This window comes from Granulicella tundricola MP5ACTX9 (assembly GCF_000178975.2).
GTDB classification, from domain to species: Bacteria; Acidobacteriota; Terriglobia; order Terriglobales; family Acidobacteriaceae; genus Edaphobacter; species Edaphobacter tundricola.
On the sequence record NC_015064.1, the window covers coordinates 2,965,417 to 2,983,215 of the forward strand.

At 56.8% G+C, this 17,799-nt stretch carries 18 protein-coding genes and 1 pseudogene; 4 read left to right on the top strand and 15 right to left on the bottom strand.

Translation table 11 applies throughout. The annotated features are described in order from the left end of the window. Positions 1–2 precede the first annotated feature (2 nt). The 5 genes from ACIX9_RS12640 to atpD are packed head-to-tail and all read right to left on the bottom strand — an operon-like array spanning position 3 to position 3,202. Entirely contained in the window at positions 3–719 is a 717-nt protein-coding gene (locus ACIX9_RS12640) for a F0F1 ATP synthase subunit A (protein WP_013580878.1), read from the bottom strand. Further along, the gene (locus ACIX9_RS12645) at positions 716–1,024 is read right to left on the bottom strand and encodes an N-ATPase subunit AtpR (protein ID WP_013580879.1); all 309 of its coding nucleotides are present in this window, start codon (positions 1,022–1,024) and stop codon (positions 716–718) included. The genes ACIX9_RS12640 and ACIX9_RS12645 overlap by 4 nt, the downstream gene beginning before the upstream one ends. Beyond that, positions 1,017–1,358, bottom strand: coding sequence for an AtpZ/AtpI family protein (locus tag ACIX9_RS12650; RefSeq protein ID WP_013580880.1), 342 nt, complete (start codon positions 1,356–1,358; stop codon positions 1,017–1,019). Before ACIX9_RS12650 ends, ACIX9_RS12645 begins: the two co-directional genes overlap by 8 nt. Next, positions 1,348–1,740 (bottom strand): F0F1 ATP synthase subunit epsilon, encoded by a 393-nt coding sequence (locus tag ACIX9_RS12655; RefSeq protein WP_013580881.1) that lies wholly within the window; start codon positions 1,738–1,740, stop codon positions 1,348–1,350. The genes ACIX9_RS12650 and ACIX9_RS12655 overlap by 11 nt, the downstream gene beginning before the upstream one ends. After that, positions 1,730–3,202 carry a F0F1 ATP synthase subunit beta gene (gene atpD, locus ACIX9_RS12660; protein WP_013580882.1) on the bottom strand — a complete coding sequence of 491 codons (1,473 nt, stop codon included), beginning with the start codon at positions 3,200–3,202 and terminating at the stop codon, positions 1,730–1,732. Before atpD ends, ACIX9_RS12655 begins: the two co-directional genes overlap by 11 nt. Positions 3,203–3,441: 239 nt before the next feature. On the opposite strand from atpD, the gene ACIX9_RS12665 reads away from it, so the two are divergent. Then, the gene (locus ACIX9_RS12665) at positions 3,442–4,401 is read left to right on the top strand and encodes an IS5 family transposase (protein WP_041597758.1); all 960 of its coding nucleotides are present in this window, start codon (positions 3,442–3,444) and stop codon (positions 4,399–4,401) included. Between the two features lie 144 nt (positions 4,402–4,545). Here ACIX9_RS12665 and glgX read toward each other — a convergent pair whose 3' ends face one another. Both glgX and ACIX9_RS12675 read right to left on the bottom strand, forming a co-directional pair. Next, positions 4,546–6,639: a glycogen debranching protein GlgX gene (gene glgX, locus ACIX9_RS12670; protein WP_013580885.1), complete on the bottom strand. Its 2,094-nt coding sequence runs from the start codon at positions 6,637–6,639 to the stop codon at positions 4,546–4,548. Between the two features lie 144 nt (positions 6,640–6,783). After that, positions 6,784–7,776, bottom strand: coding sequence for a zinc-binding alcohol dehydrogenase family protein (locus ACIX9_RS12675; protein WP_013580886.1), 993 nt, complete (start codon positions 7,774–7,776; stop codon positions 6,784–6,786). 174 nt (positions 7,777–7,950) lie between these two features. Here ACIX9_RS12675 and ACIX9_RS12680 point away from each other — a divergent pair, with 174 nt between their 5' ends. Both ACIX9_RS12680 and ACIX9_RS12685 read left to right on the top strand, forming a co-directional pair. Beyond that, positions 7,951–8,190 (top strand): hypothetical protein, encoded by a 240-nt coding sequence (locus tag ACIX9_RS12680; protein ID WP_013580887.1) that lies wholly within the window; start codon positions 7,951–7,953, stop codon positions 8,188–8,190. 343 nt (positions 8,191–8,533) lie between these two features. Then, positions 8,534–9,307, top strand: coding sequence for a Crp/Fnr family transcriptional regulator (locus ACIX9_RS12685; RefSeq protein ID WP_013580888.1), 774 nt, complete (start codon positions 8,534–8,536; stop codon positions 9,305–9,307). Here the strand turns inward: ACIX9_RS12685 and ACIX9_RS12690 are convergent. From ACIX9_RS12690 to ACIX9_RS12710, 5 genes are all read right to left on the bottom strand, one after another. Continuing rightward, positions 9,291–9,860, bottom strand: coding sequence for a hypothetical protein (locus ACIX9_RS12690; protein WP_013580889.1), 570 nt, complete (start codon positions 9,858–9,860; stop codon positions 9,291–9,293). The genes ACIX9_RS12685 and ACIX9_RS12690 overlap by 17 nt on opposite strands. Before the next feature lie 347 nt (positions 9,861–10,207). Then, positions 10,208–10,651: an NUDIX domain-containing protein gene (locus ACIX9_RS12695; RefSeq protein ID WP_013580890.1), complete on the bottom strand. Its 444-nt coding sequence runs from the start codon at positions 10,649–10,651 to the stop codon at positions 10,208–10,210. A 35-nt stretch (positions 10,652–10,686) separates the two neighbouring features. Next, complete coding sequence (locus tag ACIX9_RS23850; protein ID WP_013580891.1) at positions 10,687–11,892, bottom strand: PAS domain-containing sensor histidine kinase; 1,206 nt, start codon at positions 11,890–11,892, stop codon at positions 10,687–10,689. 12 nt (positions 11,893–11,904) lie between these two features. Continuing rightward, the gene (locus ACIX9_RS12705) at positions 11,905–13,410 is read right to left on the bottom strand and encodes an ATPase domain-containing protein (protein ID WP_013580892.1); all 1,506 of its coding nucleotides are present in this window, start codon (positions 13,408–13,410) and stop codon (positions 11,905–11,907) included. After that, positions 13,407–13,742, bottom strand: coding sequence for a hypothetical protein (locus ACIX9_RS12710; protein WP_013580893.1), 336 nt, complete (start codon positions 13,740–13,742; stop codon positions 13,407–13,409). Before ACIX9_RS12710 ends, ACIX9_RS12705 begins: the two co-directional genes overlap by 4 nt. Positions 13,743–14,118: 376 nt before the next feature. On the opposite strand from ACIX9_RS12710, the gene ACIX9_RS12715 reads away from it, so the two are divergent. Beyond that, a complete protein-coding gene (locus tag ACIX9_RS12715; RefSeq protein WP_198152096.1) occupies positions 14,119–14,784 on the top strand; it encodes a hypothetical protein in 666 nt (221 codons plus the stop codon). A 191-nt stretch (positions 14,785–14,975) separates the two neighbouring features. Here the strand turns inward: ACIX9_RS12715 and ACIX9_RS12720 are convergent, their stop codons facing one another. The 3 genes and pseudogenes from ACIX9_RS12720 to ACIX9_RS12730 all read right to left on the bottom strand — a co-directional run. Continuing rightward, positions 14,976–16,682, bottom strand: a complete 1,707-nt coding sequence (locus ACIX9_RS12720; RefSeq protein WP_013580895.1) for a ParB/RepB/Spo0J family partition protein — start codon at positions 16,680–16,682, stop codon at positions 14,976–14,978. Positions 16,683–16,764: 82 nt separating this feature from the next. Continuing rightward, the gene (locus ACIX9_RS12725; RefSeq protein WP_013580896.1) at positions 16,765–17,181 is read right to left on the bottom strand and encodes a DUF6908 domain-containing protein; all 417 of its coding nucleotides are present in this window, start codon (positions 17,179–17,181) and stop codon (positions 16,765–16,767) included. Beyond that, positions 17,181–17,687: pseudogene (locus ACIX9_RS12730) on the bottom strand (DUF1738 domain-containing protein); the annotation flags it as partial. The pseudogene ACIX9_RS12730 and the gene ACIX9_RS12725, both read right to left, overlap by 1 nt. Positions 17,688–17,799 lie beyond the last annotated feature (112 nt).

Below are 17,799 nucleotides of genomic sequence, written 5' to 3' on the forward strand. Positions count from 1 at the left end.
ATTCAGCTTTGCTTGGGAAGTGCTTTCGGGGCCGCGACGGCTACGTTCTGCCGCCTTGGAACCAACGTGGCCGCCGCGATATAGACCCCTGCAAGAATGGTGAAGATGTAGGCCTGAACCATACCTGTGAGCAGACCGAGCGCAGTCATGACGATGGGGAAGATAAAGGGGGTGATCGTAAGCAGAATGCCGACGATCATCACGCCGCTCATCATGTTGCCGAAGAGGCGCACCGCCAGGGCCAAGGTCCGTGACAGCTCACTGATGATGTTGAACGGCAGCATGATGATCGTCGGCTGCGTGTACGTTTTCAGATAGCCCCCCAGGCCCTGCTCGCGGATTCCATAAAGCGGCACAGCGAGAAAGACACAGAGCGCGAGCGCCGCGGTAGTCGAGAGGGAGCCGGTCGGTGGCTTGTAGCCGGGGAGGATCACACAAAGCGCGCACGTGGCTACGAAGACAAACAACGTCCCCAGAAACGCTAGGTATTTGCGTGCATCTGGCAGACCCACTTCCTTGATTTGGGATTCCAGCGTCGTAATGATGATTTCAAGCGCGCCCTGCCAGCGAGAGATCTTACCTTCCGTTGCAAGATGGCGCGTGATGAGCATCGCACCGAATGCCATCAGCAGCATCATGGCCCAGGTCGTCAAGATGGTCTCGTTCAGCTTGAAAAAGCCGTGTTGCCAGAAGATGACCTGATCGGAAGTGAGATTCATGGTGCACCTTCCACAGGAATGTCCAGCTTCGCATGAGCGAAAGAAGGTGCGTTGCGTGTGACGATAAACCGGGCCGCTACAAATCCCGCGAGACTACCGACCACGTTCCGCCAGTCGCCGCGACCTAAACAATAGAAGCCCAACATAACTACCAGTGTCCGAAGAATCATGCTGCCGAGAAATACGACCGCTGGATGCGCCGAGGCTACTCCTCTTCGCACCGTCCACCACAGCCCGACGAAGAAGAAGGCACCCAAAGCGAGGCCCCCGAGTATAGCGCCGCTGACTTTTAGCGTCTCACTCATCGGTGTTCTCCTCTCGCATGGATGCATCTTGCTGTGCGACCCAATGCCAGGCGTTGAAGCAGCCAATAATCAGACCTGCGAACAGCAGGGTAAGCGTCCAGGAAAACTTCTGCGGGTGTCGATCATCGAGCCAGACGCCGAGGGCCGCGCCCAATACCGTCGGTACCGCGACGGACCAGCCGATGAGTCCTGACATTCCGAGACCAAACCAGACGCCTTGATCCCCTGCACGCAACGCCCGCTGCTTTCTCGCAGCTTTGGCACCGATTTGCCCGGCGAAGAGATCCTCTTTGCCCGGGGCAATGCTGGGTGGCACGATCTCGTTATCGCTCATGAGCGAACTCCGCAAGTTTGCCGGCAAACGTGCTCTCCAACTTGTGGAGGGCGTCTCGAACTTGCCGCTCTTCATTGTTCAGAGTCAGGAACTGCCGCTTGACCTCGTCGTGCAGTTGGCCCAGATCGGTACCTCGAATCGCTCGCCGCACCGAAATCAGCACTTTCATCCCGACCTTTGCGAGGGCGCCTTCATCAACGGCTAGATAGGCCGGTGAACCATTGGCCTCCTGGTAGGTCAGTATCCCCGGCGCAAGTGCCGCAACACAGTCACGCCGATGTGGCAGAATACCGAAAGAGCCTGAGCGCGTCTCAGCCACGATTCGTTCCACGTTATCGCTCTCGAAGAAGATTCCGGAGGGGAGAAGCACCTTAAGCTGCATGGGCGGACCCCGCTGGGGCGGCTGGCGGCGGCATCGAAGTGGGAGTGGCTTTACCGTCCTGCTTCTTTTGGGGGGGCGCTTGCTTTGCTTCGCTGATGGCTCCGATCATGTAGAGCGCACTCTCGGGAACATCCTTGAACTCATCCCGCAGAATACGTTCGCACCCATCGAGCGCATCTTCCAGGCTCACCTGCTTTCCCTTCAAGCCGCTAAACTGCTCCGTTGCGAAGAACGGTTGCGTGAGAAAGCGTTCGAGCCGCCGCGCTCTTCCAACCGTTAGGCGGTCTGCCGGGGAGAGCTGGTCCAAACCCAGCATCGCCACGATATCTTTCAGTGCTTCGTATTCGGCGAGGGTCTTGCGAATTTGCTGGGCGACCCGGTAGTGGCGTTCGCCTACGATGGCGGATGTCGCCATGGCAGAGTTCGATTGCAGCAGGTCGATCGCTGGATACAATCCCTCGCTTGCCCGCTTTCGTGACAGCACAAGCGACGCCGAAAGGTGCCCAAAGACGTGCTCCGCCGCGGGATCGGTCAGGTCGTCCGCAGGCACATACACAGCTTGAATCGAAGTGATGGCACCGGCGTGTGTGTTGGCGATGCGCTCTTCCAGGCCGGACAACTCTGTGCCCATGGTGGATTGATACCCCAGCCGCGATGGCATCTGACCAAGCAGGCCGGAGACTTCCATACCCGCTTGAAGGAAGCGGAAGATGTTGTCCACCAAAAAGAGTACGTCTCGATGCTCGTCGTCTCGGAAGTATTCGGCCATGGTCAAGGCAGCGTGGCCCACGCGGAAGCGAGCGCCGGGGGGCTCGTTCATCTGACCGTAGACCATCACCATATCTTTCAGTACACCGGCATCCTTCATGCCGCTGTAGAGCTCTTCTCCTTCACGACAGCGCTCGCCGATGCCGCAGAAGATGCTCATCCCTTTCTGGTGTCCGATCATGTTGTGGATCATCTCGGTTAGCAGCACGGTCTTTCCTACCCCGGCACCTCCAAAGAGACCTGCCTTACCCCCACGCTCAAGAGGTACCAGCACATCGATTGCCTTGATGCCGGTCTGAAACACCTCGGATTTCGTAAGACGATCCGACAGCGGGGGCGGAGCCCGATGCACACTCCGCCACTCGGTGTTCGCAGGCTCAGGCTGGCGGTCGATCGCGTGGCCGAACACGTCGAACATGCGCGAAATGATCTTCTTGCCTACCGGAGCCTGCAGAGGCATGCCAGTATCCCTTACCGTCATCCCACGCGCGAGCCCCTGTGTCGCTGTAAGTGCGATGCCCCTTACTCGATCTTGATCGATCTGCTCCATCACCTCGATGACGATTGCTTCCTTTGTGCCACAGCGCAGAATAGAAAACACTGACGGCAGTTGGCCGGAGAATTGCGCGTCGACCACACTGCCCCTTATAGAGACGACGACGCCGCAATGGGGTGCCACGGGTTCGTCGGACATCGTTTGTCTCCAAAGTTGCGGCTGAATTACCCGTCCGGACTGGGCATATCCCGAAGAGAACCGGTGTACTCAACCCTATCTCGCGGGACAATATGAGGCTGTATTCTTTTGCTCACCTCTATTGAGTAGGTATGGGAGACATTCGCATTAGGGGGTCCGCAGGCGCGCCTAGGGAAACTCTGCACAAGTTCTGCGTCCGCGGCCTGATGGATTAATCTGATGGTTAGGGGTGGATGGCGATGAAGCAGCAGACGTTTGCGTCCCAGTCGATCTTTGAGAAGTATGGGCGGAAGTCTCGGCGGGAGCTGTTTTTGGATGAAATGGAAGTGGTTGTTCCGTGGCCCGAGTTACAGGCTCTGGTCGAACCGCACTACCCGAAGGCCGGCAACGGCCGTCGTCCTGTCGGGCTTGCGATCATGCTTCGGACGTACTTTATGCAACAGTGGTTCAACTTGTCCGACCCCGGCGTCGAAGAGGCGTTTTACGAGTCCTTCACGCTGCGGCGGTTCGCTGGTGTTGACCTGGGCGTGGCTCCGGCACCGGATGAAACGACAGTGCTGCGCTTCCGCCACCTGCTCGAAAAGCATGACCTTGGCGGTGCCATGCTCGACGCGGTGAACCTGCATCTGGCGGCCAGGGGCATCCGCATCGAGACCGGCACGATCGTGGATGCGACCATTATTCATGCGCCTTCTTCGACCAAGAACGAGAAGAAAGAGCGTGATCCGGCGATGCGTCAGACTCGTAAGGGCAAGCAGTGGTACTTCGGACTGAAGGCGCACATCGGCGTTGATGCAAAAGAAGGTCACGTGCATTCGGTGGCGACGTCTGCGGCCAACGTTTCAGACGTTCACATGCTGCCGGATTTGCTGCATGGCGACGAGCGAAAGGTGTGGGGCGACGGCGGCTATCAAGGCCAGACCAAGGCCATCCGGCAGGCCGCGCCCAAGGCCCAGGACATGACCTGCAAGCGAACCAGGTTCAAGAACTATGTCGATGAAGCGGCAAAGAAGAAGAATACGACGAAATCAAAAGTAAGAGCGAAAGTAGAACATGTCTTCCGTGTCCTGAAGCGCGTCTTCGGCTTCGACAAGGTACGCTACCGAGGCATCGCCAAGAACCATCACCGGCTATGCGCCAACTTCGCCCTCATCAACCTCTACCTCCACCGCAAGCACCTGGCGGGAACCGCCGCCTAGCGCCGGGAGACGGGCTATGAGTCTTCGACTCCGCACAAACCCCAGCCAGAACAAGCAAAGCACGGCCCCCCCCGCTGAAAAACTTGGCCGCCGACTCAAGTCACACACCGACATCGTCAAATCGGCCGCCTGCGCAGAGGCTCCCTAGCTCAAGCTTGTCTGGAGAACCACTATTGAGCGGGAATTAACGAGATACCGAGCGTCCGTGACCACAACCCCACTTTCGGATTCAACAATGTCGTTGGGTGACGCGAGCGATGTGTCGACGAGACGCTGCCAGCCAAGTGGGCCTGCGGCGTTGCTTGCGGGCAAGGCGAATGAGAGTGGTTCCCAGAAGGCGTTGACGGCGACGTAAAGCAAGCGCTTGAGCGATCCTGTATGAAGCGTAAAGGCAATCGCGTGAGAATCATCTTTCCAGTCGGGCTTTCCGAGCTCGATTCCATGCCATTCGTAATGCGCTTCAACCTCATACTGCTCCAGGCTAAGGCGTACACGATCGCTTGAGACTTCAGATCCGAAACGTAACCGAACCAGACATGCAACAAAGCGTCCCAATTCCTCATTGTGACTATTCAGGCTCCAGTCCAACCAACTCGTTTCGCTATTTTGGCAATAGGCATTATTGTTCCCCCCTTGGGTGCGGCGTCCTTCATCGCCCATCAGGAGCATAGGCGTTCCTGCCGAAAGCAGCGTAAGAGCAAGCAGGTTCTTAATCTGCCGCGACCGGAGGAGCGAGACAGCCTGATCCTCGCTTGGCCCCTCGGTTCCACAATTCCAGCTATGGTTGGCGTCCGTCCCATCACGATTGTTTTCGCGATTGGCTTCGTTATGCTTCGAGTCATACGACACAAGATCGTTGACGGTGAAACCGTCATGACAGGTCACAAAATTGATGCTTTGACCCGTGGGCCGATCCCCAACCCCGTAGAGGTCGAGACTCCCCGTGATCCGTTCTCTCAGCTTCACGACCGTCCCTTGCTCACCCTTCACGAAAGCTCGTATGTCATCCCTGAACTGTCCATTCCATTCCTTCCACTTATCGGGCCCAAAACTGCCAACCTGATAAAGGCCCCCTTCGTCCCAGGCCTCCGCAATGAGCTTTGTACCCGCGAGTGCAGGGTGGGAGTCGATCTCCCAGATGATCGGTGCGTTCACCATCGGCTCACCGGCTTCATTCCTTGAAAAGACTGAGGCCAGGTCGAACCGGAACCCATCGACGTGCATCTCGGAGACCCAGTACGCCAGGCTGTCGAGGATAAGACGCTTGACCACAGATTGGTTCGCCTTCAGCGTGTTACCGGAGCCGGTGAAGTTGGCGTAGCGGGCTTTGTCGTGGTTGAGGATGTAGTAGGTACTGTTCTCAATTCCGCGAAAGCAGACCGTCGGACCGCGCTCGTTTCCCTCCGATGTGTGGTTGTAAACCACGTCGAGGATGACCTCGATTCCTGCCTTGTGAAGGGCTTTGACCATCGTTCTAAACTCGTCCATACAGCGCAGAGGGTCGCTGTCTGTGCCATACGCGAGATGCGGAGCAAAAAACGACACCGGATCATAGCCCCAGTAATTCTCGAGGCCGTGGGGCGTATCCTGCGGATCGAACTGGAATACGGGCAGCAGTTCAACAGCGGTCACGCCAAGCTGCTGGAGATAAGGGATCTTCTCAACCACCCCCAGGAATGTACCGCGCTTGTTTTCCTCGACTCCTGAATTCGCGTTCCGAGTGAAACCCGCAACATGCATTTCGTAGATCACAGTCTGACGGAACGAGTGATTCAGAGGAACGTCATCTTCCCAATCAAAGCGGCTCGGATCGACGACAACACTCTTCATGCAACTTGCAGCCGTGTCTCCAGGCGCGCAGCCCGCAGCGCGGCTGTAGTTTTTTCCCACGGCCACGCTTCGGCCATAGGGATCGAGCAACACCTTCTGGCTATCGAAACGAAAACCTCCCGCCGGGTCGTCGGGACCGTGAACACGAAAGCCGTACAGTTGCCCCGGTGTGATGCCGCAAACCAACATGTGCCAATAGTGCGACGTGCGATTTCGCTCGCCGTCCAACTTGATGGTCCTTGAAGGAGCTACATCGTCAACTCCGTTGAACAGGAGAAGTTCAACCATTGTGGCATTCGCCGAAAATAGGCTAAAGTTTGTTCCTTTCTCGCAAACAGTTGGACCGAGAGGGAAAGGCCTTCCCGGGTCTGTCCCCTGCACAGGGTCTAGTGGCCGGATTGGTGTCATTCCATTCACCCTTCGTTTACTGTGCGACTCGAACTCGTCAGTTCATGAGTATGTCGATATGGTGTGCATGCCTGTTGTGTTCGTGCTCACTTCTCCGTTGACCGACTGATTGCTTGCTTCCTATCGATGCGGCAGCCTGGGCGCCTATGGAACAAGGACAATGGAGCTATCGTCGCGATCTCTGCTAAGCATGGCCAGCGCTTCATTCGCCTGTTCTAACTTCAGTACAGTCGTCTTCGGGCGTATACCGAGCGTATGTGCAATCTCAAGAAAGTCGCGGGCGTCAGCCCGGGTCATGTTTGCGACGCTGCGTATCTGCCGCTCGCCCCAGAGCAGGCTGTCGTAGTCGAATGCTGGAATCTGGGCCATATGAATGGCGTTGACCGCTACGACGCCACCTTTGCGAAGTGCGCTCAGCGCTGCGATCACAACCTCTCCGCTGGGAGCAAAGGTGATCGCACGATCCAGCGCAACGGGCGGCTTATCCCCGTCTTTTCCTACCCATGTTGCGTTTAAAGCGGCGGCGCGGTCACGATTGCCCTGGCCGCGAGATGAGACGTATACCTCGCAATTCCAAGAGTGCAACACCTGGATTGCCAGGCTTGCCGAGCTACCGAAGCCGTGAAGTCCTACTTTTTCACCAGGTTCAACTCCCGCCACACGAAGGCTGCGAAAGCCAATAATCCCGGCGCACAAAAGCGGCGCTGCTGCGGCATCGTCCAAGCCAACGGGGAGTGGCAGCAGGAAGTCGGTGCGTACAAGAACAAACTCTGCGTACCCTCCATCGACTGTGTATCCGGTGAAGACTGGCTCGTCACAAAGATTTTCCGCGCTATGCATGCAGTACCAACAAGTACCGTCCACTCCACCCATCCAGGAGACTCCGACACGCATTCCAATGGGGAAGTTTGGTGTTGCACCGTCGACGACTTCGCCGACGATCTGATGGCCGGGGATCAGCTGCGTCCTCAATGCGGGTAACTCTCCAGTCACGATGTGCAAGTCAGTCCGGCATACACCACAAGCGATCATGCGCAAGAGAGAGTGCCCCGGAAGCATGGTTGGGCGCGGAACATCTTCGATGCTGAGATACGGCTTCGTATCCTTAGCGGAATGACGAAAGATAGCCGCTTGCATCTACGCTCCCCACCTTCCCCGCGAATCGAAATGCGTGATCGCTAAGCTTATCTTGCCCTCTAGCCATCTCGAACCGCTGTGCAATAGGAGACAGCTTAAGGAGTTTGAAGCGCCCACACTGAACGATGGGACTTGTTCGAACTTGCAGCAAAATTTCAATGCACAGGGGAAAAGATGATGAAGAGCCAGATTTACCCGCTCGTAAATAGGTTGAGCGTTCCCGCGCCCGTTGCGGAGATGAGTGCAGTGCACGGAGTTCTGGAATCCGACGAGGTCAAGCAGATCGATCTTGCCACCGACCATGAGATCCAACTGGACGCGTCTTTGAATGAGTCTGCCGCAATGGAAGAAGAAGACGACGAACTAGAAGAGCAAGACAGAGTCGAAGCTGCGGCAGCAGCCAATCGGGGTTAGGCTTCTCCTTTCTAGACGTCTCGAAATGGCTGAACGACTATGGTAAGGGTTCTTGACTTTAACTCTTGCCTGGCTTCCGGGGTTCTTTCCAGCATGCCCACAGGTCTCACAAATTCGCTTCCGTTCAAGGGTGGAGCAAACGGCGAGCGAGACCTTAGGCGGGGAAGGCAGGGGCCGGTAGCCTTCCCTCGTCCCGCTTGCCCCTAAAACGTTTTGGCACTCTGCTGTTGCACCTCTATTTTCAGTCGAAAGCGCACTTTTACTGATCTAAATTGCACACCCTGGGCAGCAGCATGCCCACGTGTGGTCAGGATGCAGATAGACTCAGTAACACAGGTGACATATGAAACAGAGGCCTTTGAAGTCGTCGTCAAGCGCAGTAGAGTTTGATCCGGCCGTCTTCCTGGCGAGCGCAGGCTTGGGCCGACGGATTATCAAGGTCAAAGTCGGAGAGGCCCTCTTCTCGCAAGGCAATGCGGCTGAGTACGTCTTCTACCTGCAAACGGGTCGCGCAAAGCTTACGGTTGTGTCAGGAAGCGGCAAGGAAGCCACCATAACTTTGCTTGGGCCGGGCGACTTCGTTGGCGAGGAATCTGTGGCTGCTGTCGCCGGTTTGCATATGGCCACTGCCGTGGCCATCACGGCCTGTACAGCGCTCAAGATCAGCAGGGCGGAGATGTTGCGCGTTATGCACGAAGAACACGCATTCTCCGACATGTTTTTAGCGTTCCTTGTCTCCCGAAGCATGAGGATTCAAGCGGATTTGGTGGACCAGCTTTTCAATTCCAGCGAAAAACGCTTGGCCAGAATTCTGCTGCTTATGGCCGAATTCGGCCAGCCGGGAGAACCCGAGAAGCTGATCCCTCGAATCTCTCAGGAAACCCTGGCCGACATGATCGGAACCACTCGGTCGCGGGTCAGCTTCTTCATGAATCGCTTCCGTAAGTTGGGCTTCATCGAATACAACGGTCGTATTCATGTAAATAAATCCTTACTCAACGTGATTTTGCACGACCAGCTTTTTGAGCATAATGCAGTTGGGGCCGCACTCTTTCCCGGTCAACCAGAGAAATCGAGTCTCACGAAACGCCAGAGCAAGGCTAAGATGCCCGCCTGAAGGGCTGCTCTGCGCCCGGCAGGTTGCGGGAGTATGCTGTTTCCACTTTACCTACCAAGCGTTTCGTAGGGTCGCTCTCAGCGATTCTCCCTATTGCCCCACCAGTCAACAGACGTTCCACTCTGCCATCGGCCAAGATGGCTGTTGGCGTCGCTTTCTGATTTCGAGGGTATTCCGTAAGCATAAGCAACGCTGCGAGCAATTCTTCCGAGCGGGCGCGGTGATCGATGCGCGCGTCGTAAAGGTGGTCTTCGATGGCGGCGCCACTACTGCCGAAAATCAGGATGCGCGCCCGCGGCCAGTTCCGCCGCACGATCTCCGCGGTTCCGCTCAAAACGGCACGGCCAAGGCTCTCACTCAGAATAGCTATGGCGACCTCACACTCTTCGTTTCTCTCCGACTGGTTCCCGGAACAGGCTGAGACACCCACATAGTGGTCAGCAGCCGCGAGCAGCATACTACGAGCCGTGAGTAGTCCCGCGTGAGGCTCGACAATGAGTATGCCAGAAGGCAGAAACGTATAGGGGAACGAGTTCAGTACCTGGAGGGTCATAGAACACCTAAGAAAATCGAGTGTGGCACTTTGAAGTCAGGCGGAAACAAAGCTCGGCGAGCTAAGTGCCTGCATTGTGCCAAAGACAATCCGATTGTCTGCTTTATGTGATTTCGAAGTTGTATCGGATTGCACAGAGACCATGCGCGGACAGTAAGACTGTTCTCGGCAGGCTGACAGTTCCATTTCCAGTGCCAGTGATGGGGCTGGATGGCTACTCTGATCATCTTGGCATCAGGCGTCGGCTTTTCGTGCTTCAGATTCAGCGATTCGCAAGAAAACCTGTGCTGAGTTCGGGCCTTGTGTCCAAGCATGTCTTTCGGCAGCCGGAAGCTCTCTCGGATTTGCTAGAACCCTTCTATTGCTGCGAATCGCCGAAGTGAGTCCTGATGATCGAAGGCTAACTCCATATTGAGAGCCTCGCTGAGCGGAAGCCACGCTACGGCCTGAAGGTCGTCGGCAGCGGCAGAAGGAAGTTCGGACTGGAGGAGAGTAGACCACACGGTATCGATGATCTGGCCGCGCGGATCACGTTTCGGGTCTGACTGCACAGTAACCAGCTTCATGGATTTAGGAGAGACTTCAATCCCCGTTTCTTCTTTCAACTCGCGGGCGGCACACTGTTCGAGTGACTCGCTGCCAGGGTCCAGAAAGCCGCCGACAAGGGCCCAGGAGTTTGCGAAGGCTTTTGACTTCGGTCCCCTCTGACCAAGCAGTACAAAGAGGGTGCCGTCCTGCAGATAGAAGGGAATGATGGAACTGGTGATGCCGTTGATGGTCTTGTAGGCCATGAATTGCTCCTGAGAGTGGTTGGTACGTCGACGGCTTACTCCGGCAAGACCAGCGAAAACGTCGTTCCGTGCCGGTCATCTGTGCGGGAACGAACTTTGATGGTGCCGCTGTGCTTTTCGATGATCTGTTTGCAAACCCAAAGGCCGAGCCCATTTCCTATCGAACCTTTGGTTGTGAAGAACGGCTCAAAAATCCTGGGTAGTACCGCCGCGTCGATACCTTGACCACTGTCGGCGAGTGTAATCCGAATACGCGCGCTGCCATTCAGGGGGTCTCGCGAGGTAGATGCTCGGAGCGTGACCCTTCCGCCTTCGCCAAGTGCATCCAGGCTGTTGAGCATCAGATTCGAGATCACTTGCCGCAGTTCGCCAAAGACCGCGGTGATTTGCAGGAGATCGTCGCACTGCTTCTCCACGATGACCTGCGTAGACACCCTCTTTGCTTGCAGCAGGTCGATGACGGAATTCAGCAAAGTGACAACGAGAAAAGTCGTCGCCTCGGACGACTCACGATAGAAGCCAAGAGTCTGCCGGGTGATGTGGGCTACCCGCTTCAATTCACCGTCAGCCGTCTCCAGATACTGACGTATGGCCGAAGGGGTCTCGCCTGTGGTTTGCGCAAGGAACAATAAGTTCATCGCGGCGTCGAGAGGATTATTGATCTCATGCGCGAGCACCGCAGCCATGCGCCCGGCAAAAGCCAGCTTCTCGCTGCCTATTAGCGCCGCTTCAGCATTTTTTGCCACAATGATCGCGGCCTGCAGTTGAACATTCAACAGATCAGCGGCTTCCGTCAGCTCATGCTGGCGCACCGAGCCCAGCAGCAACGCCTCATTCATGGCGACAGCGTCCTGATGAAACTGGGCGGCTTCAGTTACCTGGACCATAATGCCGTGGTGGTTCTGGTTCGCCCCGCGCAACGGCCACATCGCGTACGACCAGTAGAGCGGATGGATACCGTTATGCTCCTGCCCGGTATGGCTATCGGCCAGCCCTGTCTTGGCGACCCGGTCAAGCAGTAACATGCATTCGTCCGGGCAGTGGGCGATGCTGGAGAAAGCCGTCCCGAGCAATTCATCTTTTGATTTGCCGGTGAGCAGGCAAAAGGCCAGGTTGACGTAGCGGAGAGTATGTAAGGAACCGCCCAATCCGGCCATCGGCATGGGCGAAGCGTCCGCTACGGCGCGACAAAGCGCCGAAAAATCCATCTCCGCGACGTTGACTATCTGTTCGGTTGCCATCTCATCCCCAGGTCAAGCCTTCCGGTTGAGTAGAAGATCTTCCGAGCTCAACGCCGAAAGCGGTTGTGGTATCCCAGTGATGAGGTCTACATAGTTCTTCAAACGCTCCCCGATAACGACGCCCTCGGTGGTGATTTCATACTTTCGGATTTCCCGGCTGTGCGCGGTTCTGCGCATCTTCACCACCATCATGATCTGGCAGAGTTCACCATCGATCTCTACATAGCGCATCCGGATGATGTCGTCGGTGAGGAATGAAATTGAATAGCTGCTGAAAGACAGCTCGGTGAAAGTCTCCGGCATCTCCAGAGTGCTCAGGATGGTGATTCCGATAGCGGTCAGGGCGAAGATCATGCGATAGAGCGATTCGCGGAAGTCAGTGCGGAACGAAGGTGCCAAAGCCATCTCGAAGCCGGCCAAGGAATCGATCACCAGACGCTTTGCGCCCGTTCTTTTCACGGCGTCGAGAATCTCCTGCATCATCTCGTCCACAGACAGATCCAGTGGCCGCAGGTAGATTACTTCCAGACTTCCTTCCGAAAGCGCAGTCTGAAGGTCTAGTCCGAACTCAGAGGCGCGGGCGGTGTATTCGTTGGGCCGCTCTTCAAAGACCGCCGCAATGCCCGGTTCACCCGCACGTATGCCCGCAGCGAGGAATTGCGTCGCCATCAGCGATTTACCAGTTCCCGAAGAACCAGCTATCAGCAGACTGTCTCCCTCTGGAACGCCTCCGCCCATCATCTCGTCCAGCGCCGGAATTCCCATGGACAGACGCTTCACGGTGCTGAATGTCTTTCTCGCGCCAACTAGCCCAAGGGTGCGTGAGAAGGCTTGCAAGCCAGCTTCGGTGATGCGAAAGGTATGTAACCCCGGCACCGAAGCTTGTCCACGCAATTTCATGATTTGCATCTTGCGAACGACCGAGTTACGGTCCACTTGCTGAAAGAGCCAGAAGAGGCCGTCGGCAACGGTGAAGACGGGGTTGTCGCGCAGTTCCAACTCAGAGTACTCGCCAATCAGGAACGTGGTTGCCTCCCAACTGGTGAGCAGCAGCGCCAACTGCTGCACGAACGTTTGCACGGCCATATTTTTGCCTTCCAGCATCTCGCTGCGCAGCACCGTGCGAAAGGAGTCCACAACCACTATGCTGGGGTTGGCAGCCTCGACCTGTTTGGAAATCTCTGCCAATACTCCCTCCAACCCGCGCTCGACGAGGTCCTGGCTCAAGTTGACGAAGCGCACGGCATTGTTCAGCTTCGTCGCATCGAAGAACGTGAATTGCTGCTGGTAACGCAGCATCTTCAGCGCTGGTTCACCCAGTACAGTGAAGTAAAGCGCAGGCCGCTCCGGCGTGGCGTTGGCAAAGATGAACTGATGGGCCAAGGTGGTCTTGCCGCATCCAGGCGCTCCGGCGATGATGTTGAATGAAAACTCAGGAAGGCCGCCGCCGAGTACTTCATCCAGCCCAGGTACGCCGGTCCTCAATTGGTTGATCTTGACCCTTTTATGCTCGTTCATTTCGATTCACACCTTTCATAGTTGACTTCGGAGCAGGGCAGATTCGGCCATGCATTTTGCAAGAGCTGGAGCGTGAGAGACTCGCCGATGAACGTAGTCATCAGCCCAATGAGCTGGGCAATGAGGACGCCACCCCACTGCGCTGTTTCGCCGTTCAAACCTCGGAGCGAACCGTTCGGCTCAACTTCCCAGGCGTCGAGGATTTGACACTCCTGTTTCGACAAGGTCAATGCTCGCTCAAGGAGCGAGCGGAATCCCGCTGCCCCAGCGAGCGTGGCTAACGGACGGCGCAGCTTGTCGCAGACGGATCTGATCGCCTGCACATCCGACATGTCAGACGCAGTCTCATCTCTTTCTAAAGCAAGAAGCTGCTTGGCGAGATTCCGTGTCGTAGGAGTATCTGAGCATCGCATCGTGTCTTCACTGGCGCTTGTCTGGAGCCCTGTGGGAAGTTTAGCCATAGCCCGTCGCTCGGGTTGGTCAAAAGAGGACACCTTCTTGTCCGTCGTGGGAGAGTCAATCGAGCAGGGCGAACGTCAAATCGGTCAATATTGCACGGCTTGGCGAAGACGTTTGACGTAAGGTATGTTGTGCAGCGCCATAACGGCGCAATCCCATGTCTCGTATCGGCAGGGAACTTCTAAGCGGGATGGTCGCTGCGTCTTCCCAGCGACCTTAGCGTAAGGAGAACTTATGTATTCTCAAAGAATGATTCACGATTGGGCCCGCAGGCTCGTTGCTTCCGAAGTTGATACGGAATCACCTTCTGCACGGACCGAGGGCGCCACCCTTCGCGTCTATGAAAAGCTGCGCCAAAAGCTCCGCGCACCCGTGGGAGTTGATGGATTTCAAGCGCTTGCCGCCCGTGCTCTATCTCTCGCGAAGTCGCAGTCTCCCAGACTTAGTACCGTGCAAGTAATGGCGACCGGTGACTTGAGCGGTCTTAGCGAAGTTGAGTTGCAAGCGGGCACAGACGAGGAGGACGTGGTCGGGATCATCCTGATTGCACAGCTGCTCGGACTGTTTCTTACACTACTGGGAGAAGCGGCCACGGTGTCTTTGATTGAAAGTGAACCTGTTCGGATCGACACCAAATCGGAAATGGAAATACCGGAGGCAACCATCCCCGCCGCGGGCACGAGCTACTTAGGACCCTTTGAAGATATTTTGCTGGAAGCTGATCAATTGAGGAATGTGAGCGAACGCCTTGAGACCCTTGCGGACAAACATGTCGGTATCGAAGAGGTAATGAGCGTTGCGGGGAGCATTCGCAATATTGCGGCGGTGTTGGACGTCTTTACGGTTATCCGAAGCAAGCCTGGCGGTTTGAAGGCGAACGTACTCACCTCACCACAGAATGGCTATTTGAATTGAAACCAGTTTAGTACCGTCTGACGGAGATACTTTCTTGCGCTACGCATCCGCGGCAGCGGCTGCAAGAAGGTGGCGGGATGTTTAGAGACAAGCGGGATGGGGGATAGGGGGAAACCGAAGAGGTTTCTCCCGCGTTGCATTTTGGCATTTACAAAGAAAAGCGGGAGCCGATGATCGGCTCCCGCTTCGGGTTATGCTGCAATTTTCTTCTTGTTTGGATTTGCCCTTTGCGCTTTGGCCTTTGGAGCGGGTTTCGCAGGAGACTCGATGGGTGTCGGCTGCTTTGCCTTCTTCGCGCCTGCTTTTTTCTGCGGTGGTGGCGCGAACACGCCTTCGGCTTCGGTGAGGAAGTCGAACTCGCCTTCGCGTGGAATGCCGACGTGTCCGGCAAGGGCTAGGCGCAGGGCGAAGCGGGTTAGCTTGTCGTCTGCGGTCGTGTCGATGGTGGAAATCAGTACCTCTTCGGCACTGCGCTGTTCGTTTTCGTTGTCTCCTGCGATGTCCTCGGCCAGGTCGTCGGCAAAGGTGTAGGGGTCAAGGTTGACGATGGCGCGGAGCAAGACGCGGAGTTGCGCTGCGCTCAGGATGGCTGGGGCATTCTCAATGATGCGCTCGAACGTGGCTTGGCGGGCTTTGATGATTTCGGCTCTGCGATTGTGCTCGGCTTCGATCGCCGCTTGCTCCCGCTCGAATTGCTGTTTGCGCTCCTCCTCCCTGCGCTGGCGTTCTTCCTCGTACTCCGCTCTCTGCCGCTCGAACTCGGCTTGACGTTCTGCGGCCTCCTCTTCCGTCTCGGCTTCTGGAGCGGGTGCCATCGCTGGGACAGGATGGGCGGCTGCTTCGGCTGCGGCCTGTGGGTCGTGTACCGGGCAATGCTTATCGGTGCAGACGGTCAGCTTGCGGCCAAGCTGCTTGCCATAGACCACGATTGCGGTCTTAGCGGATTGGCACGGCGTTACCGGCTCGGCGTCGGGGTTTTCGGTCACGGCTTCGATCTCCCGAATGTGGCCGCGCTGAACGGCTCCCGGTCGTTGTTCCTTGGGATTACGCCAGCCGTTCTCGATCTGAAGGAGTCCGGGATGGGCGGCAATCTCCCGGTCTAGGAATGCCTCAACCTTGACGTGGTAGCAGCTTGAATCAAGGCACTGGTCGGAAACCACGTCGGCAAAAAGTGCGGTGTTGTATCCGCTGCGCCGGGGGCAAGTGGTGCAAGCTCCGGCCTTCGGGTTGAGGGTGGTATCTTCGTGATCGAAGGGCGCATCCGCGAGAGACAGATAAAGGTTCGTCTGAATCCAAGCGGAAAGATGCTTGGCGGGTAGCAGATGCGGCTCTTTGTCCTGCCAGTCTTTGCGCCAGCATTGCTCATAAGCTGCGGACTGTGCGTCTTGAGGAAGACGCGCAAGCAAGTTGGCATGGCTGGCGGTGATGCGCTCGGCGGTAAAGGCCTCCGCAATCGTGGGAATGAGTTGCAGGAGGGACAAACGGGCGTAGATGTGGCTTGCGCTTTTTCCTGACTTCTCCACTAACGCGGCTACGTCGTAACCGGGCATGTCAAGCAGGCGTTGGAAGCCCTGCGCCTCTTCGTATGGGTGAACGTCCACACGCTGCGAGTTTTCAATTAACTGCCACTCAAGCGCCTGGGCGTCGTCGATCTCGACGATACGGGTGGGGACTGAGAAGACTTCGGCAAGTAACGAAGCGCGGTAGCGCCGTGCCCCTGCGACGATCTCGAAGCCTTGATCGTTGGGGCGGACGGTGATTGGCTGGATGAGGCCGTTGTGCTTGATGGACTCGGCAAGCTCGTACAGCTTGGCCTCATCGAAGGTGCGGCGGGGGTTGGTGGTTGATTCGTGAATCTGGTCTATGGCGAGGAATTGGAATGCGCTGCTATCTTGCATGGCTGCTCTCCTTGAGCGGTTGCACTGCTTCGGCGGTTGTGGAGCGGACGCGCTTTCCCATCCGCTCCGGGGCGGGAAAGGGTTAGGGGCGTGGGGTATGCTGCTGCTCGAAGGCTTCGGCGAATCCCTGCAATCGCAGGTTGTTGTCCCACACCTTGGCCAATCGCTCGTGCTGCTGGTGCAAGCTGGTGAGGTAAACGTAGTGGTCGCCGACAATATTGCGGCTCCACTGCTCGACCCCGACATAATCGTTGCGATAGTAGAAGGGGTTAAGGTGCGCCCCTCCTGCCAAGCCGAACTCGAAACACATTTCCGGGTCGCGCATCAGGTCGCCGTTCTGTTCACCGTAGTGACAGACAGAGATTGCGGGAAGACCACACGGGCCTGACTCGTCGGTCGCTTCGATCACCAACGCCATATAAGGCGGGTTCTCGATCTTGAGGTACAGGCCGTGGTGCCAACCTCCGGCCTGTTTGAGGATTTGAAGGATGGTTTTCATTACGCCACCTTCGCCAGTTCTGCATCAGGCATGGCCGCTTGTTCAGCGGTCGGCGGCTGCAATGCGGCAAGGATGACACCGGAGGTCTGCTGGATGACTTCCAAGCTCTCGGCCAGGAGCGAGGCGTTGCCGTGGTACAGGTGGATGTAGTCGGCGGATGCCGAACCTGTATCCAAGCCAACCGCCTTCCCAATCACGAATGCGATAGCCTCGGCCTCTGTCTCCCGCACTACCTTCGTGGTGGTGGTGCGACGCTCCGCCTTATGCAACATCTCGTGCGCGAGTTCATGGACTAAGGTGCTGAACTCCTCGGCCTCGGACTGGCCGGGAAGGATAGCGATCTTCCCGCCGTAGCTCATCCCCAACGCGGGTGCGATCTTCTCGGTGAAGACAAGCTCGATGCTCTGCGCCCTGATGAAAGAAACGAGGCGGTCTTGGTTCTCGCCTACGGTGCCGCGCATTTCCCTCAAACTCGGTAGCTCTGCGCCTTCGGTCTGCGATACATCTTATCTCGTGATTTGCGCCCGACATGGCCTTGCCACCGCGCGCCGCCGCAGGGAGCGAATGTACTCCTCGATAGCAGTTCATGGATGCTTGGACTGTTATGCCTACTTACCT